The sequence below is a fragment of the Thioalkalivibrio sp. ALJ2 genome, from assembly GCF_000378325.1.
Taxonomy (GTDB): domain Bacteria; phylum Pseudomonadota; class Gammaproteobacteria; order Ectothiorhodospirales; family Ectothiorhodospiraceae; genus Thioalkalivibrio.
In genome coordinates, this window is sequence record NZ_KB899557.1 from 247283 (window position 1) to 267090 (window position 19808).

General features: G+C 66.6%; 18 protein-coding genes and 1 other RNA gene. 15 read left to right on the forward strand and 4 right to left on the reverse strand.

Annotated elements, in window-relative coordinates; genetic code table 11:
- The first annotated feature begins 65 nt into the window (after positions 1–65).
- From pepN to F468_RS0110310, 6 genes are all read left to right on the forward strand, one after another.
- Complete coding sequence (gene pepN / locus F468_RS0110285; RefSeq protein WP_018995088.1) at positions 66–2702, forward strand: aminopeptidase N; 2637 nt, start codon at positions 66–68, stop codon at positions 2700–2702.
- Between the two features lie 263 nt (positions 2703–2965).
- The gene (locus tag F468_RS0110290) at positions 2966–3406 is read left to right on the forward strand and encodes a hypothetical protein (RefSeq protein ID WP_051080575.1); all 441 of its coding nucleotides are present in this window, start codon (positions 2966–2968) and stop codon (positions 3404–3406) included.
- A 144-nt stretch (positions 3407–3550) separates the two neighbouring features.
- Entirely contained in the window at positions 3551–5131 is a 1581-nt protein-coding gene (locus F468_RS0110295) for a TolC family protein (protein WP_018995089.1), read from the forward strand.
- Positions 5131–6537 carry a multicopper oxidase family protein gene (locus tag F468_RS0110300; protein WP_018995090.1) on the forward strand — a complete coding sequence of 469 codons (1407 nt, stop codon included), beginning with the start codon at positions 5131–5133 and terminating at the stop codon, positions 6535–6537. The genes F468_RS0110295 and F468_RS0110300 overlap by 1 nt, the downstream gene beginning before the upstream one ends.
- Positions 6538–6645: 108 nt before the next feature.
- A complete protein-coding gene (locus tag F468_RS0110305; RefSeq protein WP_018995091.1) occupies positions 6646–7014 on the forward strand; it encodes a copper resistance CopC family protein in 369 nt (122 codons plus the stop codon).
- A 3-nt stretch (positions 7015–7017) separates the two neighbouring features.
- Positions 7018–7926, forward strand: coding sequence for a copper resistance D family protein (locus F468_RS0110310; protein WP_018995092.1), 909 nt, complete (start codon positions 7018–7020; stop codon positions 7924–7926).
- A gap of 43 nt (positions 7927–7969) precedes the next feature.
- Here the strand turns inward: F468_RS0110310 and F468_RS0110315 are convergent, their stop codons facing one another.
- Positions 7970–9088 (reverse strand): S1C family serine protease, encoded by a 1119-nt coding sequence (locus F468_RS0110315; RefSeq protein ID WP_018993133.1) that lies wholly within the window; start codon positions 9086–9088, stop codon positions 7970–7972.
- 67 nt (positions 9089–9155) lie between these two features.
- On the opposite strand from F468_RS0110315, the gene F468_RS0110320 reads away from it, so the two are divergent.
- The 6 genes from F468_RS0110320 (at position 9156) to F468_RS0110345 (ending at position 14154) form a co-directional block, all read left to right on the forward strand.
- Complete coding sequence (locus tag F468_RS0110320; protein WP_026296527.1) at positions 9156–9905, forward strand: Nif3-like dinuclear metal center hexameric protein; 750 nt, start codon at positions 9156–9158, stop codon at positions 9903–9905.
- Positions 9906–10236: 331 nt separating this feature from the next.
- Entirely contained in the window at positions 10237–10839 is a 603-nt protein-coding gene (petA, locus tag F468_RS0110325; RefSeq protein WP_026182186.1) for a ubiquinol-cytochrome c reductase iron-sulfur subunit, read from the forward strand.
- Positions 10839–12248 (forward strand): cytochrome b N-terminal domain-containing protein, encoded by a 1410-nt coding sequence (locus F468_RS0110330; RefSeq protein WP_018995094.1) that lies wholly within the window; start codon positions 10839–10841, stop codon positions 12246–12248. Before petA ends, F468_RS0110330 begins: the two co-directional genes overlap by 1 nt.
- A complete protein-coding gene (locus F468_RS0110335; protein ID WP_018993169.1) occupies positions 12248–12991 on the forward strand; it encodes a cytochrome c1 in 744 nt (247 codons plus the stop codon). The genes F468_RS0110330 and F468_RS0110335 overlap by 1 nt, the downstream gene beginning before the upstream one ends.
- Before the next feature lie 105 nt (positions 12992–13096).
- Positions 13097–13723 carry a glutathione S-transferase N-terminal domain-containing protein gene (locus F468_RS0110340; protein WP_018137992.1) on the forward strand — a complete coding sequence of 209 codons (627 nt, stop codon included), beginning with the start codon at positions 13097–13099 and terminating at the stop codon, positions 13721–13723.
- Positions 13720–14154, forward strand: a complete 435-nt coding sequence (locus F468_RS0110345) for a ClpXP protease specificity-enhancing factor (RefSeq protein ID WP_018137993.1) — start codon at positions 13720–13722, stop codon at positions 14152–14154. The genes F468_RS0110340 and F468_RS0110345 overlap by 4 nt, the downstream gene beginning before the upstream one ends.
- On the opposite strand, the gene F468_RS0110350 is transcribed toward F468_RS0110345, so the two are convergent.
- From F468_RS0110350 to F468_RS0110360, 3 genes are read right to left on the reverse strand one after another with little or no spacing between them, the layout of a single operon-like run.
- Complete coding sequence (locus F468_RS0110350) at positions 14147–15541, reverse strand: FAD-binding oxidoreductase (protein WP_018995095.1); 1395 nt, start codon at positions 15539–15541, stop codon at positions 14147–14149. The genes F468_RS0110345 and F468_RS0110350 overlap by 8 nt on opposite strands.
- Positions 15538–15894: a YraN family protein gene (locus tag F468_RS0110355; RefSeq protein WP_018137995.1), complete on the reverse strand. Its 357-nt coding sequence runs from the start codon at positions 15892–15894 to the stop codon at positions 15538–15540. Before F468_RS0110355 ends, F468_RS0110350 begins: the two co-directional genes overlap by 4 nt.
- A 3-nt stretch (positions 15895–15897) precedes the next feature.
- Positions 15898–17763: a penicillin-binding protein activator gene (locus F468_RS0110360; RefSeq protein ID WP_018995096.1), complete on the reverse strand. Its 1866-nt coding sequence runs from the start codon at positions 17761–17763 to the stop codon at positions 15898–15900.
- 80 nt (positions 17764–17843) lie between these two features.
- Here F468_RS0110360 and rsmI point away from each other — a divergent pair, with 80 nt between their 5' ends.
- The 3 genes from rsmI to mraZ all read left to right on the forward strand — a co-directional run bounded on the left by rsmI (position 17844) and on the right by mraZ (position 19808).
- Entirely contained in the window at positions 17844–18680 is an 837-nt protein-coding gene (gene rsmI, locus F468_RS0110365) for a 16S rRNA (cytidine(1402)-2'-O)-methyltransferase (RefSeq protein ID WP_018995097.1), read from the forward strand.
- Positions 18681–18728: 48 nt separating this feature from the next.
- Positions 18729–19075: RNase P RNA component class A (gene rnpB / locus F468_RS13915), an RNA gene on the forward strand.
- Between the two features lie 292 nt (positions 19076–19367).
- Positions 19368–19808 carry a division/cell wall cluster transcriptional repressor MraZ gene (gene mraZ / locus F468_RS0110370; RefSeq protein ID WP_018174848.1) on the forward strand — a complete coding sequence of 147 codons (441 nt, stop codon included), beginning with the start codon at positions 19368–19370 and terminating at the stop codon, positions 19806–19808.

A 19808-nucleotide genomic window follows, 5' to 3' on the forward strand; every position in this document is an offset into this window, starting at 1 on the left:
GGGTTTAGCGTTCGTGCTTGCCGGGCGTGATACGTGTGGAAAGCGATTGATGACTGGAGTTTGGAATGCGTGATGCGAGTCCCCAGGCGGTTTATCTGAGCGATTACCAGCCGCCGGCGTTTGTGGTGGAGAGCCTGGAGCTGGACTTCGACCTGGCGGCGGCGACCACCGAGGTGACCACGCGCATGGCGGTGCGGCGCAACCCGCAGGCGGTGGAGCCGAACGGGGCGCTGCGGCTCTACGGCGATGGCGTCGAGCTGGTGTCACTGACCGTGGATGGCGCGGAGCCGGGCGAGGACCTGCTGGAGCAGGATGCCGAGGGCCTGCTGCTGCACGGCCTGCCGGAGCGTGCGCGGCTGGAGATCGTCAGCCGCTGTCACCCGGAGCAGAACACCGCGCTGGAAGGCCTGTACGCCTCCAGCGGCATGCTGTGCACGCAGTGCGAGCCGGAGGGCTTTCGCCGCATCACCTTCTTCCCCGACCGCCCGGATGTGCTGACCACCTACCGCGTGCGCCTGGAGGCGGACCGGGCGCAGTACCCGGTGCTGCTGGCCAACGGCAACCGCGTGGAGGCCGGCGAGCTGGACGGCGGGCGCCACTACGCGGTGTGGGAGGATCCGTTCCCCAAGCCGTCGTACCTGTTCGCACTGGTCGCCGGGGATCTGGCCTGCCAGCGCGACACCTTCACCACCATGTCCGGGCGCGAGGTGGCGCTGGAGCTTTATGTGGAGGAGCACAACGCCGATCGCTGCGATCACGCGCTGGCCTCGCTGAAGCGGGCGATGCGCTATGACGAGGAGGCCTTCGGCCGCGAATACGATCTGGACGTGTACATGATCGTCGCGGTGGACGACTTCAACATGGGGGCGATGGAGAACAAGGGGCTGAACCTGTTCAACGCCAAGTACGTGCTCGCCAGCCCCGACACCGCCACCGACAGCGACTTTGTCGCCATCGAGTCGGTGATCGCCCACGAGTACTTCCACAACTGGTCCGGTAACCGCGTGACCTGCCGCGACTGGTTCCAGCTGTCGCTGAAGGAGGGGCTCACGGTCTTCCGCGACCAGGAGTTCACCACCGACTGCACCCTGTTCGGGGTCAAGCGCATCGACGATGTCTCGCTGCTGCGCGCCCATCAGTTCCCCGAGGACGCCGGGCCGCTGGCGCACCCCGTGCGCCCGGACCACTACGCCGAGATCAACAACTTCTACACCCTGACGGTGTACGAGAAGGGCGCGGAGCTGATCCGCATGCTGCGTACCCTGATCGGGCGCGAGACCTTCCGCCGGGGGCTGGATCTCTACTTCCAGCGCTTCGACGGCCAGGCAGTGACGACAGACAACTTTGTCGCGGTGATGGCCGAGGCCAGCGGGCGCGATCTCTCCCGCTTCAAGCGCTGGTACACCCAGGCCGGCACGCCGCACGTGACCGCAAGCACCGCGTTCGACGGCCCCGGCGGACCGGCCCGTATCACACTCGCGCAGGAGACCCCGCCGACCCCGGGGCAGGCGCACAAGGAGCCGGTGGTGATCCCGGTGCGCATGGCCTTTCTCGATGCCGACGGCCAGCGCATCCGCGCGCGCCGGGAAGGCGACGAGGCCGAGCGCGACGAATGGGTGCTCGAGCTGGATGCCGCCGAGCACACCTTCTGCTTCGAGAATCTGTCCGCCGAGCCGGGCGCGATCTCCTGGCTGCGCGGCTTCTCCGCCCCGGTGATCCTGAACGCCAACCAGGGCGTGGACGAACTGGCTCACCTGCTGGCGCACGACGACGACGCCTTCGCCCGCTGGGAGGCGGCGCAGACCCTGTTCCGCCGCGCAATCCGTGCGCGCATCGAGGATGACGCCGCCGACTCCGCGCTGGAGGCCGCCATCGAGCACGCCCTGCATGCCCTGATCGAGGCCCCGGCGATCGAGCCGGTGCTGCTGGCGACCATCCTGCAGCTGCCGCCCACGCGCGAGCTGGCCGAGCTGTTCGAGCGCGTCGACCCGGTGCGCCTGCGCATGGAGCGCGACGACCTGGAGAAGCGCCTCTATGCCCCGCTGGCGGGTGCGATGCAGCAGATCCAGCCGAAGCTGGACGATGTGGACAACGGCGCCTTCACCGCCGAGGCGATGGGCCGGCGCCAGCTGCGCAACCGCCTGCTGGCGCTGCGCGTGGCGGCCGGCGACCAGGCTGCGGTGCCCGAGGCCCTGGCGCAGTACCAGAAGGCGCGCAGCATGACCATGCGCATGGGCGCGCTGAATGCGGTGAACGAGCTCGATCACGAGGCCCGCCAGGTGCTGCTGACGGACTTCGAGCAGCGCTACCGCGACGACCCGCTGGTGCTGGACAAGTACTTCGGGCTGCAGGCCGGCAGTCAGGTCCCGGGCGGCTTCGAGCGCCTGGACGCGCTGCTGGAGCACCCGGGGTTCCGCTGGACCAACCCGAACCGGGTGCGCGCGGTATTGGGGCCTTTCATGGCGCGCAACGAACGCCACTTCCACCAGGAGGACGGCGCGGGCTACCGCCGCATGGGCGGCTTCGTCGAGAAGCTGGATGCGATGAACCCGCAGACCGCCGCGCGCCTGGCCCAGCCGCTGACCCGCTGGCAGAAGGTGGACAGCGCCCGCGGCGAACAGATGCGCGCGGAACTCGAGCGCCTCGCCGCGCTCGAACTGTCGCGCGACCTGCGTGACGTGATCGAACGCGCGCTCGCGTAGGAGGCCAGCCCCCTGGCCGATGGGGTGCAGGAATGGCCCCGGCCGCCCAGGGCACCAACAGGGCCAGCCCCGGATTTGTAGGAGGCGAGCCTCTCGCCGATGGGGCGCTGGTCTGGTCCCAATCGGCCAGGGGGCTGGCCTCCTACAGGGATGGCGCCCAAGGGTGTGGGTTGTGGTATGTTGCCGGCCGATTGCTGGGCCGAGATGCCCCCAAACGAGATTTGGCTGACGTGAAACGGGTCTTCCATCGACTGCTGTGCTGGATGCTGGTGCTGGCGATTGCCGGCCTGCCGGCACTTGCGGCCGTCGCGAGCGAGGGCGACGGTCACGCCGGGCATGCGATGCACGGGGCCCAGTCGAAGGGTGACCAGCCTGCGGATCACGCGGCCCATGAGCACTCACATGATCACTCGCACGGCGACGACCATGATCACCATGCGCAGGACGGTCATGCCGATACCCGGCATGGCGGTGACCACGCCCATGAAGCATCCGATTCCTCTGACGCCAGCGGGGTGATCCAGCACGTGGATTGCGTGGACGCGGCCTGTCTGGCGAGTTGCTCGGCCTGCAGCCACTGCCAGGGCATGCCGTCCATCACCGGGATGCACCTGCTGACCCCGGTCACGCAGGCCATGAGCCTGTATTCCTTCCAGAGCGGTCCGCCTGCGGCCGCGTTGTACCGACCCCCCATCCTCTCCTGATCTGACTTCCGGCCCGAGCGCCGGGGCTGTCCGCACGTCCGGGTTCCACCCGGTGCTGGCGGACGGCAAGGCCGTGTCGCGCGTTCGCGCGGGATGCGGAATCGAAGTCTGATCAAGGAGATTTTCACGATGCGAGCAACCCGATTGCTGCTCCCCGTCGTTTCGGTGCTGTTCCTCGCCGGTTGCGCGGTCACCGCGCCCGAGCTGGACCGCTCCGAACTGGCGGAGGACATCTCGGTGCAGGGGATCGACCTGCCCGAGTCGGAGATGCCCCGCCCCTCCGGCGAGCTGACGCTCGAGGAGGCCATTCATCAGGCCCTGTGGCGCAACCCGCGCATGCAGCAGGCCTACGCCAAGCTGGATCTGACGGCCGCCGACGTGGTCGAGGCCGCCCAGTTTTCCAATCCCACCCTGTCGCTGTCGGTGATGCGCCCCGAGGGCGGTGGCGGCAACGAGACGGGGGTTGGCCTGGCCTGGGGTATTTCCGGCCTGCTGATGCGCAGTGCCCGTCAGGACATTGCCGAATCCCACTGGGAGTCCACCCGTCTGCAGCTGGCCGAAGGCATGGTGGCCCTGGCCTCGGACACCGAGCGTGCCTGGTATGACGCGGTGGCCGCGCGCCAGCGGGCTCAGGTACAGGCGCTGGAGACCCGTGCCGCGGATCTCGGCTCGCTGCTGGGCGAGCGCTTCTATGACGCCGGCAATATCCCCGACCTGAAGCGGGCACAGCTGCGCATCCGTGCGGCCGAGGCCCGGCTGAAGCTCGAGGATGCGCGGCAGCGCGAGCGCGAGACCCGTCTGCGCCTGGCCCACCTGATGGGGCTGCCCGGCCAGGTGGATGGCTGGGAGGTCCCCGGCAAGCTGCCACTGCCGCTGGCCGGTGTGGAGGATCGCGATGCCCTAGTCGAGCAGGCGCTGGAGCAGCGTCTGGACCTGCGGGCCCTGGACCATGCCCTGGAGGGGCTCACCGAGGGGGTGGCCCTGGTGCGGCGCTATCGCTGGCTGGGCGACATCGAGCCCGGTATCGAGTTCGAGCGCGAGAGCGACGGCACCCGCCTGTGGGGCGGTGGCATCTCCTTCACCCTGCCGATCTTCAACCAGAACCAGGCCGGCATCGCCCGGGCCGAGGCGCGGCTTTCGGACGGCGAGGCCCGCCGGGTCCGGCTGGAGCAGGCGGTCACCGCCGATGTGCACCAGCACTTTGTCCGCCTGGCCCATCACCGCGACAAGTTCGGCACCAAGCGCTACGAACTGCTGCCGGCCCGGGAGATCGAGCTGGAGCGCGTGCAGGAGCGCGTGAACTTCATGTTCGACGATGTCTTCGACCTGCTGGTGACCAAGCAGGAAGAGCTGGCCGACTGGCAGCGCGCGGTGGCCGCACTGGGCGAATACTGGCGGGCCCGGGTGGATCTGGCCTTTACGGTGGCCGGCGAGCTGCCGGGCGGGGCGCCGGGTGACGAGGGCTATCTCGAAACCGACGCGCTCGAGCATGACCCGTCCGAGATGGATCACGACCATCATGACCACGGTGACCACGGTGACCACGGTGACCACGGTGACCACGGTGACCACGGTGACCACGGTGACCACGGTGACCACGGTGACCACGGGGATCACGGAGATCACGGAGATCACGGAGATCACGGAGATCACGGAGATCACGGAGATCATGACCATGGCGATCACGGTGACCACGGCGACGACGGTCACGGAGGGCATCACTGATGAAACGGCGTAACTTCCTGCTGGCCGCCGGCGCGGCAATGCTGCCGGCAACCACCCTGACCCGGGTGATGGCCGAAACGGGTCACGAGCACCACAACGAGGGCGATGCCACGCCCGGCGAACGCACCGAACAGGGCTACATGCCGGTGCATACGCCGAACGGCTGGACCCTGCCGTACGAAATGAACAACGGCGTGAAGGAGTTCCATCTGGTCGCCGAGGAGATCGAGCACGAGTTCGCACCCGGTTCGGTGGCCAAGTGCTGGGGCTACAACGGCACCACCCCGGGGCCGACCATCGAGGCGGTGGAGGGCGACAAGGTCCGCATCTACGTGACCAACCGCCTGCCGGAATACACCTCGGTGCACTGGCACGGCATCCATCTGCCCTCGGGCATGGACGGGGTGAAGGGCGTGACCCAGCCGCCGATCCATCCGGGGGAGACCTTCGTCTACGAGTTCGAGCTGAACCAGCACGGCACGCACATGTACCACCCGCATGCCGACGAAATGGTGCAGATGGCGATGGGGATGATGGGGATGTTCATTATCCACCCGAAGGACGGCGAGATCGAACCGGTGGATCGTGACTACGCGATCCTGCTGCACAACTGGGGCCTGCATCCCGGTACCCGCACGCCCGATCCGTCGATCATGGTGGACTTCGATCTGTGGTCGATGAACTCCAAGGTCTTCCCGGCTATCGACTCGCTGGTGGCGAAGACCGGCGAGCGCGTGCGCATCCGCATGGGCAACCTGTCGATGTGGAACCACCCGATGCATGTGCACGGGGTGTCGTTCGAGGTGACCGGCTCCGATGGCGGGCGCTGGCCGCGCGAGCAGTGGCGCAAGGAGACCACCGAGATCGTGGCGGTCGGCCAGACCCGCGATATCGAGTTCACGGCACCGCCGGGGGACTGGGCCTTCCACTGCCACATGACGCATCACACCATGAATCCGATGGGGCATGGCATCGCCAACACCCTGGGCGTGGACCAGTCCGGTCTCGAGGAGGAGATCCGCACGTTGCTGCCGGGCTACATGGCCATGGGCGAGCACGGCATGGCGGATCACCAGGACCACATCGATGGCGGCCATATGCGCGGGCCGGAGAACACCCTGGCGATGGGCATGGGCCAGGGACCGTTCGGCAACATCGGCATGGGCGGCATGTTCACCCTGATCAAGGTGCGCGACGACCTGGAGCCCGGGGATTTCCGTGATCCGGGCTGGTACTGGCACCCGGACGGGGAGGTCGCCCGCCGTGTGAGCAGCGACCCCGACTTCGGTAGTCCGGTGCGCCGCGGCAAGGTCGCGGGTGCGGATTCCGACGGGCTCCCGACCCCCAGTCGCGATGCCCATGGCGGGCATGGAGGACACAACGGCCACGGAGGCCATAACCACTGAGTTTCCACCGGTGCGGGCACCGGGACCGCCGCAAGGCGGCCCCCGGTGGCCTGCGGCCGGCGGACTCTAAGTCGACACGACTGCACTTAACAAAGAGGACACTCAATCATGATGACGATTCGTACCCGTAATACCCTGCGTTCCGCCCTTGCGGCCCTGCTGCTGGCTGTCGCCGCGCCCCTGCTGGCTCACGAGGGCGAGATGGGGCATGTGCCCGAGGACGGCTCCACGGTGCAGGGGACCCCGGAGGAGATCGGGATTCACTTCGATGGCGCGATGCGCATTACCCAGTTCGACGTGATCGGCCCGCGTGGCCGGGTCTCCCTGGAAGACCAGCCCGGCAATGACCCGACCGAGGAATACCATGTGCGCCCGGCCGGCGACCTGGAACCGGGTCGTTACGAGGTGCGCTGGCGCGGCCTGGCTCGTGACGGCCACATGATGTCCGGGAACTTCCGCTTTACGGTGGAGGACTGAGCCGTGGCCTGGCTGTCTGCGCTTGCCGGTGTGGATGCCTGGACGGTCGCCATGATCCTGGTGGCGGCCGGCTTCTATGCCGGTGCCTTGCTGGCGGCCGGGGCGGTGCTGTTTCGCCTGGCGTTTCCGGATCTGCCCGATCCGGAACGTCGGGCGGCCAGCCGCACGGGGGCGATCGCGGCCTGGGCCGCGATCGTGCTGGCCGTGATCGAGTGGCCGCTGCAGGCCGGGTATCTCGGGGGTGGCAATGGTGCCGCCGCAGCCGACCCCATGCTGCTCGGAATGGTATTCGAGGGCGCGCAGGGGACTCAGCTAATCCTCGCCGTGAGTGGCTTGCTGCTGGTGCAGGCGATCTTGCTGGATGCCCGGCGCCTGCCGGGGCTCGGGCATGGCTTGAGTCTCGGAGGCGTGTTGCTGGTCATGCTCGCCTTCGTCCAGGTCGGGCACACGGTCGACGAACCCCGCTGGTTGCTCGGCGGGCTGCTGGTGCTGCACCTGCTGGCGGCTGCATTCTGGATTGGTTCGTTATGGCCCCTGTATCGCCTGGCAGGACACCCAGCTGGCGGAGCGGATGCCGTACGCATCCTGGATCGCTTCGGTCGGGTGGCGGCGTTCGGGGTTGGCCTGCTGGTGCTCGCGGGCGTTGTTCTGGCTGCGCTTCTGCTCGGCGGGGTCACGCCACTGCTCACTACCGGCTACGGGCAGTTCCTGATCGGCAAGGTGCTGATTGTGGCCCTGCTCCTGCTGCTGGCGGCCTCCAACAAGTGGCGCCTGGTGCCCGCCTTCGAGCGGGGCGAGCCCCGGGCCCCGCAGCGCCTCCGGCGCAGTATCGCGATGGAGATCGGACTGGTGGGGCTGGTGTTGCTGGTCACGGCCATACTGACCACGGTCAGTTCCCCTGCCAACGGGTAGAGAAAGGGGCACCTCCCGGATATCCGGGAGGTGCCATTGGGTATCAGATCGGGCGCTGGGCGACAGTGGCCTCGAGCTCGACTTCCTCGCCGTCGCGCAGGAGTTTGATCGTCAGTTCGGCGCCCGGATCGGTCCGTGCAATGACATTCAGGGCCTCGCGCGGGCTGTTGACCGCGTCGTCATTGAGGTGGGTGATTACGTCGCCGATCTCGATGCCGGCCTCCTGGGCGGGGCCGTCACGCAGGATGCCGGCGACCAGGACCCCGCGTGGGGCATCCAGCCCGAAGGAGTCGGCCAGTTCGCGGTTCATCGCCTGGACTTCGATCCCCAGCCAGCCGCGGGAGACATAGCCTTGTTCGATGATCTCGGTCATTACGTCGCGGGCGAGGTCCACCGGGATCGCGAAGCCAATGCCATGGGACCCCCCGGAGCGCGAGAAGATCGCGGTATTGATGCCGATTACCTCGCCCTTGGCATTGATCAGTGCGCCACCGGAGTTGCCGGGGTTGATCGCCGCGTCGGTCTGAATGAAGTCCTCGAAGGTGTTGATCCCGAGCTGGTTGCGCCCGGTGGCGGAGACGATCCCCTGGGTCACGGTCTGCCCGACACCGAAGGGGTTGCCGATCGCGAGCACGACGTCACCGACCCGCAGCTCGCGGGAGTGGCCAACCGTGGCCACGGCCACGTCGTCGGTGCGGATGCGCAGGACGGCGAGGTCGGTATCGGGGTCGATGCCGATAATCTCGGCCGGATGGGCGTCGCCATTGGGCAGGACCACAGCGATCGCGTCGGCCTCCTCGATCACGTGGTGGTTGGTCAGGATATGGCCCCGATCGGTCATGATTACGCCGGAACCCAGGCTGGCCTGCTCGGTGTCGCCCGGGGGCACGGGCTGGCCAAAGAACTCGTGCAGGTCGAGGATGCCGGGGGTGTCGAGCACGCGCGAGGTCATGATGTTGACCACGGCCGGCGCGGCCCGCTCGACCCCGTCGGCGTAGCTGAGCGCGGCACTGCTGGTCGTGGAGAGCGGGGCGGCGACTTGCAGCTCCGCCTGCTCGCCCCGGTCGCGGTCAAGCACATGCGGAAAGAACACGGCGACGACCACGGCGATCGCCACGCCGGTCAGGGCCGCTTGCAGCAGGAAACGCGAGAAATTCACCATATAGTGAATATACCGAAATGGGATGGGCTGCACAGCCGCCGATCCCGGTCCAGCCGGAGAACCGATCGTGATCGAACGTGACGTATTAATGCAGGCCCTGAACGAGGAGCTCCAGCCGGAGCGCTTTCGCGACTATTGTCCGAACGGGTTGCAGGTAGAGGGGCGGGCCGAGGTGTGCCGCATCGTCAGCGGGGTGACGGCATCGCTGGCGCTGGTCGAGGCCGCGATCGAGGACGGGGCCGACACGATCCTGGTGCATCACGGCTATTTCTGGAAGGGCGAGCCAGAGGTGGTCACTGGCATGAAGCGTGAACGCCTGCGCCGGCTGCTGGAGCACGAGATCAATCTGGTGGCCTACCACCTGCCGCTGGATGCGCATCCGGAGCTGGGCAACAACACCCAACTGGCCAATCGCCTCGGCTTTGCGATCGAGGGAGTGCTGCGCGAGGACGGTGTGGGCCAGTACGGTCGTTCTGCCGCCGAGGTGTCGGGGGCGGACCTGCGCGACCACATCTCCGCCGTGCTGGGGCGCGAGTGTCTGTGGGTGCCGGGCGGCGAGCGGCCGATTCGGCGCGTTGCCTGGTGCACTGGCGGGGCGCAGTCATTACTGATGGAGGCGGCGGCGCAGGGTGTAGATGCCTATATCAGTGGCGAGATTTCCGAGCAGACCACTCACGAGGCGCGCGAGAGCGGGGTGCACTACTTCGCCGCGGGGCATCATGCGACCGAGCGCTACGGGGCGCCTGCCCTGGGGGAATGGTGCGCCGAACGTTTCGATCTGGAGCACCGGTTCATCGACATCGACAACCCTGCCTGACCGGCGCCCCGGCGAGCGCACATTCGCGGGGCAATCTGCTCTTGCCGGGGGCGCTGAAATCCCGCCTTTATCATGAATAACTTATGATCGATTGGGCGCGTCTGGCGACGCCGTCCGCCCGGTCTTAAGGCGTTCACCTACTTGACCTTATTAGCGTGTTCGGGAATTCTATCGGATTTTACTGGCCGCCCCGCGGTGGCCTGCCCGTTCGCCCGTGAGCGCGCCCAGGGCGGCGCGCTCACGGGGCAGTCTGCGGGCATCTCCGCACCCTCGTCCGCGTATCGAGTGGCTGCCGAGACACGATTTCAACACGTTGTTTGGAGAGACAAACATGGCAAACCAAGGCGTAAATCGAGGCCGTCGCCGGTTCCTCGTCGCCGCGACGACAGTCGTCGGCGGTGCCGGTGTCGCAGCGGTCGCGACCCCGTTCCTGGCGTCCTTGCAGCCCAGCGCTCGCGCTCAGGCAGCAGGGGCTCCGGTCGAGTTCGACGTGACCGAGGTCGAGGCCGGCCAGCGCGTCAGCATCGAGTGGCGTGGACAGCCGATCTGGATCGTGCGGCGTACCGACGAAATGCTGGATGGTTTGTCCCAGGTGACCGATCGCCTGCGCGATCCGGATTCCGAGAACGAGGCCCAGCAGCCGGAATACGCGCAGAACGAGCATCGCTCGATCAAGCCGGAAATCCTGGTGCTGATCGGGATCTGCACTCACCTCGGGTGCTCGCCGTCGTTCCGTCCGGAGATCGGCGATCCCGGCATGGGCTCCGACTGGCAGGGCGGCTGGCTGTGCGGTTGCCACGGTTCCCGCTTCGACATGGCCGGTCGCGTCTATCGCAACATGCCGGCGGTCGACAACCTCGAGGTGCCGCCGCACCACTACATCACGGACAACCTGCTGCTCGTGGGTGAAGATGAAGACGGAGGAGCTGTCTGATGGCCGGTAATCCCGCGGAAAAGTGGCAGGGTGGGCTGCTGGGCTGGGTTGACGCCCGCTTCCCCCTGTCCCAGATGTGGAACGAACATCTGGCTCAGTATTACACGCCGAAGAACTTCAACTTCTGGTATTTCTTCGGCTCCCTCGCCCTGCTGGTGCTGGTCATTCAGATCGTCTCCGGCATCTTCCTGACCATGTTCTACAAGCCTGATGCCGAGCTGGCCTTTGCGTCGGTCGAGTACATCATGCGCGACGTGGAATGGGGCTGGCTGATCCGCTACATGCACTCCACAGGCGCCTCGATGTTCTTCGTGGTGGTCTATCTGCACATGTTCCGGGCGCTCATGTACGGCTCCTACAAGAAGCCGCGCGAGCTGATCTGGATCTTCGGTGTGCTGATCTATCTGGTGCTGATGGCCGAAGCCTTCGCCGGCTACCTGCTGCCGTGGGGCCAGATGTCCTACTGGGGCGCGCAGGTGATCGTGAACCTGTTCCAGACCATCCCGTACATCGGGCCGGATCTGGTGACCTGGATTCGTGGTGACTTCCTGCTGTCCGATGCCACGCTGACGCGCTTCTTCGCGCTGCATGTGATTGCCCTGCCGCTGGTGCTGATCCTGCTGGTGGCCGCGCACATCATCGCGCTGCACGAAGTGGGTTCGAACAACCCCGATGGCATCGAGATCAAGAAGAACAAGGACGAGAACGGCATCCCGAAGGATGGCATCCCGTTCCACCCGTACTACACCGTGAAGGACATCGTCGGCGTCGGCGTCTTCCTGATGGTGTTCGCGGTCATCATGTTCTTCTTCCCGATGGGCGGCGGTCTGTTCCTGAAGCCGGACAACATGATCCCGGCCGACCCGCTGGTTACACCCGAGCTGATTCCGCCGGTCTGGTACTTCACCTCGATGTACTCGGTGCTGCGTTCCGTGCCGGATCCGTTCCTCGGCGTGGTGGCCATGGGTGCCGCGGTGATGATGCTGTTCTTTATCCCCTGGCTGGACCGCAACCCGGTTCTGTCGATGCGCTATCGCTCGTTCGCAGCCAAGTTCAACCTGGCGGCGTTCGTGGTGGCCTTCGTGATCCTGGGCTGGCTGGGTCTGCAGCAGGCGACCACGATGATCAGCGAAATGAGCTTCCGCTGGTCGCTTGTGTACTTCGCGTTCTTCTTCCTGCTGTGGTTCCTCAGTCGGGAGCGCTCCGCGGCGGCCAGTCTGATTCTGTTCGCGGTGGTCGTGGGTATCTACACCCTCTACGACATCACGCGCTTCGATCCGAGTGACGCGAGCCTGATTATGTGGTCCTGGCTGATCCCGACCGTGCATCTGTTTGTCTGCATGGTGGTCCCGGTGTTTGCCCGGGGTCTGGGTCGTGATCGTGCCGTTCCGGAAAGGGTGACTTCGTAATGAAAACGTTTATCGCAACGACTGTTATGGCCCTGGCGGCCCTGTTCACCGTGCCGGCGGCCTCGGCTGCAAGCGCCAGCGGTGATCTGCAAAAAGCCAATGTGGACGTGACCAACCAGGCGTCGCTGCAACGCGGCGCCCGGCTGTACATGAACTACTGCATGGCCTGTCATTCCACCCAGTACATGCGTTACAACCGTGTGGGTCGCGACATCGGTCTGACCGAAGAGCAGGTCACCGAGAACTTCATCTTCATCACCGATGAGGATGGCGACCTGGTGAACCCGGGCTCGCTGATGAAGAACGCGATGTCCGACTCCTATGCCGACGAGGCCTTTGGTGTGACGCCGCCGGATCTGACCCTGGCGACCCGCATTCATGGCGAAGACTGGGTGTACACCTTCCTCAAGAGCTTCTACATCGACGAGGACCGCCCGCTGGGTGCCAACAACACGGTGTTCAGCAACGTCGGCATGCCGCATGTGCTGTGGGAGCTGCAGGGCTGGCAGGAGCTGGTCGAGGACGATGACGGAAACGAGCGGCTGGAGCTTGTACGCAATGGCTCGATGAGCCAGAGCGAGTACGATCGCGCAGTGCGTGACCTGGTCACCTACCTTTCGTACATGGGCGAACCGATGCAGCTCGACCGTCAGCGCATTGGCCTGTACGTCCTGATCTTCCTGGCCGTGTTTACCGTGCTGGCCTACTTCTTGAAAAAGGAGTACTGGAAAGACGTACACTAGGCGGCCTGAACCGTCGCTGGCGGGCGCTCACGGATGAGCGCCCGCCGGTGTTATTGACCGTCTGCCCGGCGCGGCGTGCCGCACGACCGGGGTAGGGAGAAAGTTATGGCGCTGGTCGCCAATCGTCGTTCCGTAATGACTCTGTTTTCTGCTCACGACTGCGTGCGCTGCCATCGCGTGCGTATCATCCTCGCCGAGAAGGACATCGCGGTGGATGTCGTCAACCTCGGGCCGGACGAGCTTCCCGAGGATCTCTCCGATCTCAACCCCTACAACGAGGTGCCGACCCTGGTGGATCGGGACCTGGCGCTGTACGGGACTCATGTGATCACCGAGTACCTGGACGAGCGTTTCCCGCATCCGCCGCTGATGCCGGTGGACCCGGTCTCCCGTGCGGCCGCGCGGCTGGCGCTTTATCGCGTCGAGCGCGACTGGTACGAGGGGTTGGATGCGGTGAAGAAGGCGTCCGGGGGCGGGCTGACCAAGGCGCGCAAGATCCTGCGCGAGAGCCTGATGAACTCGGCCGAGATCTTCGAGCTGAAGCCGTACTTCCTGAGTGACGAGTTCAGCATCGTGGATTGCGCGATCGCTCCGGTCATGTGGCGTCTGCCGTCACTGGGGATCGATCTCGATTCTCTGCCGACTGCGATTCAGGAATACGCGGATCGCGTCTGCAAGCGGGAATCCTTCCAGATCAGTCTCACCGAGGCCGAGCGCGAGCTGAGGCTGTGACCTCTTCGCGTCCCTATCTGCTCCGGGCTTTGTGGGAGTGGATCACGGATAACGGCTTTACGCCGCACATCCTGGTCGACGCCACGGTGGAGGGTGCGCTAGTGCCCGATGCCTTTGTCGAGCAGGGCAAGATCACGCTCAACATTGGCCCGTCTGCGGTGCAGGCGCTGAACATCGGGGACGAGGCGGTCGCCTTTTCCGCGCGTTTTGCCGGCAGCCCGATGGACGTCTACGTGCCCACGCAGGCGGTGCTCGCCGTCTATGCGCGCGAGAACGGGCAGGGGATGATGTTCGGCAGCGAGCCGGGACCAGGGCCGGAAGATGGCCCGGGCGGCGACGGACCAGACGACTCGGGTCCCGCGGGTTCGGATCAGGACGGGGACAAGCCGGCCGCCAAGCGCAAGGGTCCCGCCCTGAAGGTCGTCAAGTAAGCCCAGTGATGTCCGGCCCCGGCGCCTTGCCGGGGTTCAGGATGTTGTCGGGATCAAAGCTCTGTTTGATCCCGGCCATCAGCTTCAGCGCCACGGGATCGATCTCTCGGCCCACAAAGGCCCGTTTCACCAGCCCGATCCCGTGTTCGCCGGACAAGGTGCCACCGAGGCCCAGCACCAGCGTGAAGACCGCGTCCAGGCACCGTTCGGCGGCGGCGAGTTCCTGCGGATCGTCCGGGTTTACCAGCAGATTCACGTGGATGTTGCCGTTGCCGGCGTGACCAAAGTTCACGATCTTGATCGCGTGCGCCTGGGCGAGCCGGTCGAGCCCCGAGATCAGGTCGGGGATGCGCGAGACGGGTACGACCACATCCTCGTTGATCTTCTTCGGCGCGACGGTGCGCAGTGCCGGCGAGAGCGCCTTGCGCACGGCCCACAAGGCCTGAGCCTGTTCAGGGGTGTCCGCGCTGATGGTCTGCAGGCAACCCTCGCCATCGGCGGCGCCGCGGACGCCGCGCGTCGTCGCGTCGATCCCGGCCGCGGTGCCGTCCGTCTCGATCATCAGGATAGCCCCGGCGTCGCGGGGCAGTGGGCAGTCGGGGGCATAGTCACGAATCATTGCGATCGCCGAATGGTCCATGAACTCCAGGGCCGACGGGACCTCCGCGCGGCCCATCAGCCGCGATACGGCGGCGGCCGCGTCGCCCACGGTCCGATAAATGGCCTGAATCAGGCGTGTCGCCTCGGGTTTCGGTGTGAGGCGCAGCGTGGCTTCGGTGATCACGGCGAGGGTGCCTTCGGACCCGATGAGCAGCCGGGTGAGGTCATACCCGACGACGCCCTTGGTCGTGTGCACGCCCGTACGGAAGGCCTCGCCGGTGCCCGCGACCGCCGCAAGCCCGAGGGTGTTGTCCCGCGGCGTGCCGTACTTCACCGCATGGGGGCCTGCCGAGTTGTAGGCCAGGTTGCCGCCGAGCGTGCAGTAGGCGCTGCTCGTGGGGTCCGGGGGCCAGAAAAACCCGAGCGCGCCTGCCGCTTCCTGCACCTCGCCGTTGGTCACTCCGGGTTCCGCGATCAGCCAGCGGTTCGCAGGGTCGACCTCCAGAATCCGGTTCATGCGCTCGAACGACAGGACCAGTCCGCCGTGATCAGGGACCGCCGCTCCTGTGGTGCCGGTGCCGCGTCCGCGGCAGGTCACAGGCGCCCCGAGGCGCCGACAAAGTCGAATGAGTTCGGCGACGGTCTCGGCGTCGCGGGCGAAGGCGACGGCATCCGGCGGCGCGTGCAGCTTGGAGTTGTCCGCGCCGTAGGACCAGCAATCGGCCGGGTCCAGCAGGCGGTCTTCGGCGGGAAGGAGTTGCTCGATCTCGCGTGCCAGCGGTGTCATGACGGGTCCCCCTGAATGGCGTCGGGCAGCCATTCGATCGTGTCGTCGCCGTCCAGCAGCACGACATCGAAGCGCACGGGGCCTTGCCAGCGGCTCTCCTGCAGGTAGCCCTCGGCCGCCCGCAGCAGGCGTTTGCGCTTGCCGGAATCGATACTCTCGGCGCTGCCGCCAAAGCCGCGGTGGCTACGCTTGCGCACCTCGACGAGTACCAGCGTGTCGCCCTCGCGTGCCACGAGGTCCAGCTCGCCCCAGGGGCGGCGCACGTTGCGCGCCACCAGGGTGAGGCCTTGCCCGGTCAGGTAGTGCGCCGCACGGTCCTCGGCGGCCTGGCCGGTCACGCCCGGGCGGAACATCGGTCAGCTGCCTTCGCTGGTGGACCCCAGCTGGCGTGGTGCGCCGCTCTCGAAGCGCGCCCAGACCGGCTCGCGCACCCAGTCCCCGCTGATCGGGTTCAGTGACCAGGTGCCGGCCCCGCCGACGATTTGATGGTGGCTGGCCTCGCGTACCGCGCGATCATGCAGGCTCAGCCGCATCGCATCCATGCCCAGCGCGACGAAGCGCGGGAGCTCGTCAGTCCCCCCTTCGGCCATTTCGCCGTTCAGCGGCTCGATGGTCGTAAACAGGTAGGGCGCGTCCGGGAAGACGATGCCGTTGAGATCGCGGTCGCGATTGGCATCCGGCTGTCCGGCGTAGATATGAGGCGTTGCCATGATCGGGAGTTGACGCGCGCCGTGGAAGTGCAGGTAGGGCACGAGCTGGCGCATCTGGCGCGAGGTTCCGGTCACGAACAGGTGATCGGCATCACCCCGAACCTGGGGGTCGCCTTCCAAGTTTAGCCCGGTACGGCGGGCGACGTCGCGAATGCGCGCCTCGCTCTGCTCAATCCCGAGCGCATTGCCCACGCGGGCATTGATGTCCTCGGCGTCCGGCCGCAGGCGAACGATATCGCGCGGCCGCAGGCCGTGGTCGGCGAGCGCATCCTGGTAGGCCTCGGCAATGCGGCCGCCGAACTCGCCCTCGGGCAGGATGACCAGCGGGTTGCGCCAGCCCGTACGTACCGCGCGATCCACCACGGCGTAGGCGTCCTCTTCCGGGTTCAGCGCCAGCGTGCCGAAGGCCCCGTTGCCGTCGAGCTGTGTGCGGTTGAGCAGCAGCGTCGGGCGAGTCTCTTCGCTCGCAGCCACTGCGCGTACCGCATCGCGGTTGAGCGGCCCGATGATGCGGTTTACGCCGTCTTCGACGCCGCGCCTGTAGAGGTCTGCTGCCGTGTCAGGGTCGCCGCGTGTGTCGCGCACCACCAGGCGGCCGTGGCCCCCGGTCTCCGCGTAGTAGGCGCGCGTGATGCCGTCGAGGATTGCATTGCCGAGCTGGGCGAGATCACCGGACAGCGGCAGGAGGACCAGGATCGTTTCCGGCGCCTCGGGCTGGAGCGGGTGACTTGCGACCAGTTCCGGGAGCAGGCTGTTGGCCGGGTGCGACGGATAGCGCTCGCGCCACTGGCCAGCCACGCGGCGGGCGTCTTCTTCCGAATTGACACTGCGCAGTCCGCTGAACAGCCGCACCCAGGGCTCGGCATCCGGGTGTTCGCCCGCCGCCAGGCGGTCACGCTGTGCGGGTCGAAGCGCCGAGAGCAGGCCCCAGATGCGTTCCTGGTTAACGGTCTGGTCATCGGGCTCCAGCAGGAGCAGCCCATCCAGGCGCAAACGGGCGTCCAGCGCCTGATACCATTCACGCTCATGCTCCAGCAGGCGTGCATGCAGGGCCAGACCCTCGCGGTAAACCTCGGGCGTACGGGTCTCGTCGTCCGGGTCATCGGCGCCGAGTCGCTCGCGCGCGGCTTCCCACTCCCTGCGGGTGGCCGCCAGGCGGGCGCCGCGCACGCGGTCGGCCAGCGGTTCCCGGTGCTGGGCATCCAGGTCGCGCCACAGCGCGTCCGCGCGGTCGACCAGGTCGCCGTCGGGGTCGTCCAGGCTCAGGACCGCGTCGATCGCCGCGCGCACGTTGTCCGGCTGCGGGTCCGCCCAGGCCTCGCTGATCAGGATCGGCGCCTGCTGCTCGGCCGGCAGGTCAACGACCTCGGGTCGTTCCTCCTCCGGGTCCGGGGCGGGGGTTGGGTCCGGGCGCGGGGTCGCGCAGCCGGCGAGGATTGCACCGGCGAGCAGGCTCAGGGCCAGGCGGCCCCGGTGGCGCCCCCCGGCGGCTGGAGAGAGGTATAGGTTCACGATAGCGGGATGCTCAGCGTATTGGGGAGTCAGTATTGAAAGCGCATCAAGTTGTGTCAACGAATTGCGGCACGTTATGGGTGGTTGCCACCCCGATCGGCAATCTGGCCGATCTCAGCCCCCGTGCCCGTGACGTGCTGGCGCGCGTTTCGCGTATCGCTGCGGAGGATACGCGACACAGCGGCGGGCTGCTGGCGCACCTGGGGGTGCAGACCCCGCTGGTCAGCCTCCATGAGCATAACGAGCGCGACCGGATCCCCTCTTTATTGTCTGCGCTGGAGGCGGGCGACGATCTTGCGTTGATCTCGGACGCCGGTACGCCGCTGGTATCCGATCCCGGCTATCGGCTGGTACGAGCGGCCACGGAGGCGGGGCTGCCCGTGCGCGCCGTGCCTGGTGCCAGCGCTCCCCTCGCCGCGCTGGCCGTCGCCGGCCTGCCGTCCGATCGCTTCTGCTTCGAGGGTTTCCTGCCGCATGCTGGTGGGGCCCGCCGTCGCCGCCTGGAGACCTTGCTGGCCCAGCCGGTGACCACAATCCTGTTCGAGTCCTCGCATCGCGTACGCGCCGCTGCCGACGACCTGGCCGCACTGGAGCCGGAGCGGCTGGTGTTCCTGGGGCGCGAACTGACCAAGCAGTTCGAGGAACACTATAGAGGAGCCGCTGGCGAGCTCCCGACCTGGCTCGATGCCGATGCCAATCGTCTGCGGGGTGAGTTCGTCCTGATCCTCGCGCCGGCACCGCAGGCGGCCGACCCGGAGTCCGAGGATGCCCCGCTGGCTGACGAATATGAGCGCCTGCTGGGGGCCTTGCTGGGGGAGCTCCCCTTGAAACGCGCGGTGCGGGTCCTTGCCGATGCCGCCGGACTGCCGCGCAACCGTGTCTATGCCCGGGCCCTGCGGCTGAAGGACGAGGGTTGATGGGGTTTTTCCTTGCGTTGTTGCAGGTGCCGGCGTAAAAGGAGCGCGGGAGCTGGCCTGGCAGTCGCTGTATCCACTGGATGCGGAGGAAAGTCCGGGCTCCACAGGGCAGGACGCCAGGTAACGCCTGGGCGGCGCGAGCCGACGGAAAGTGCCGCAGAAAATACACCGCCGATGGCCTTCGGGTACAGGTAAGGGTGAAAAGGTGCGGTAAGAGCGCACCGCACGGCTGGTAACAGTCCGTGGCAGGGTAAACCCCGTCCGGAGCAAGGCCAAATAGGGGTGCATGGTGTGGCCCGCATCGCACCCGGGTAGGCTGCTCGAGGCGTCCGGTGACGGACGTCCCAGATGAATGACTGTCCACGACAGAACCCGGCTTACGGCCGGCTCCCACTTTTTCCCACCTTTGCGGCCCCATCCGTGGGCCTGTGTCTCTCCGTGTCGGCGGTTCTTGCCGAAAAATAGTGAAGTAGTTTCTTAAGTGTGGCCCTCAAGGCGCGGCTTTTGGGGTCTTATTTTCTGGCTGCGCCGTCGCTGGGCAGGTGTTCGCTAAGTCTCTGTGATTCAACGCTTATTTTTGGTTTTTTCGGGTCAATTTTCTTGACTCCTGGAGATAGCCGTACCTATAGTGTCGAAAAGTGGGAAAAGGTGGGGAAAGGTGGGTGACCACCGCAACCGGTACCGGCCATGTTTCGAGGCGTAAGCCAACTCAATCTGGATGCCAAGGGCCGCTTGGCCATGCCTGCGCGCTATCGCGATACGCTGGCGGCATCCTGTGGCGGCCAGCTGGTGATTACCGTAGACCCCGACCGATGCCTGCTCCTGTACCCGTTCCCCGAGTGGGAGCGCATCGAGCAAAGTCTGATGTCCCGCCCCAACATGAATCCGAAGGTCCGTAACCTGCAGCGCCTCCTGGTCGGCCATGCGACCGAGTGCGAGCTGGACGGTAGCGGCCGTCTCCTGCTGCCGACGCCGCTGCGCCAGTACGCCAGCCTCGACAAGCGGGCGGTGCTGCTGGGGCAGGGCAACAAGTTCGAGATCTGGGATGCCGATTCCTGGGAGGCCCGTTGCGAGCAGGCGCTGGGGGGTGACGTGGATGACGACGCGCTCGAGTCCATTGCGTTGTGA

Excerpts from the sequence above, each read along its gene's own strand:
- pepN (WP_018995088.1), top strand. The coding sequence starts at position 66 with ATGCGTGATGCGAGTCCCCAGGCGGTTTATCTGAGCGATTACCAGCCG.
- F468_RS0110290 (WP_051080575.1), top strand. The coding sequence starts at position 2,966 with ATGCTGGTGCTGGCGATTGCCGGCCTGCCGGCACTTGCGGCCGTCGCG.
- F468_RS0110300 (WP_018995090.1), top strand. The coding sequence starts at position 5,131 with ATGAAACGGCGTAACTTCCTGCTGGCCGCCGGCGCGGCAATGCTGCCG.
- F468_RS0110305 (WP_018995091.1), top strand. The coding sequence starts at position 6,646 with ATGATGACGATTCGTACCCGTAATACCCTGCGTTCCGCCCTTGCGGCC.
- F468_RS0110315 (WP_018993133.1), bottom strand. The coding sequence starts at position 9,088 with ATGGTGAATTTCTCGCGTTTCCTGCTGCAAGCGGCCCTGACCGGCGTG.
- petA (WP_026182186.1), top strand. The coding sequence starts at position 10,237 with ATGGCAAACCAAGGCGTAAATCGAGGCCGTCGCCGGTTCCTCGTCGCC.
- F468_RS0110330 (WP_018995094.1), top strand. The coding sequence starts at position 10,839 with ATGGCCGGTAATCCCGCGGAAAAGTGGCAGGGTGGGCTGCTGGGCTGG.
- F468_RS0110335 (WP_018993169.1), top strand. The coding sequence starts at position 12,248 with ATGAAAACGTTTATCGCAACGACTGTTATGGCCCTGGCGGCCCTGTTC.
- F468_RS0110340 (WP_018137992.1), top strand. The coding sequence starts at position 13,097 with ATGGCGCTGGTCGCCAATCGTCGTTCCGTAATGACTCTGTTTTCTGCT.
- F468_RS0110350 (WP_018995095.1), bottom strand. The coding sequence starts at position 15,541 with ATGACACCGCTGGCACGCGAGATCGAGCAACTCCTTCCCGCCGAAGAC.
- F468_RS0110355 (WP_018137995.1), bottom strand. The coding sequence starts at position 15,894 with ATGTTCCGCCCGGGCGTGACCGGCCAGGCCGCCGAGGACCGTGCGGCG.
- mraZ (WP_018174848.1), top strand. The coding sequence starts at position 19,368 with ATGTTTCGAGGCGTAAGCCAACTCAATCTGGATGCCAAGGGCCGCTTG.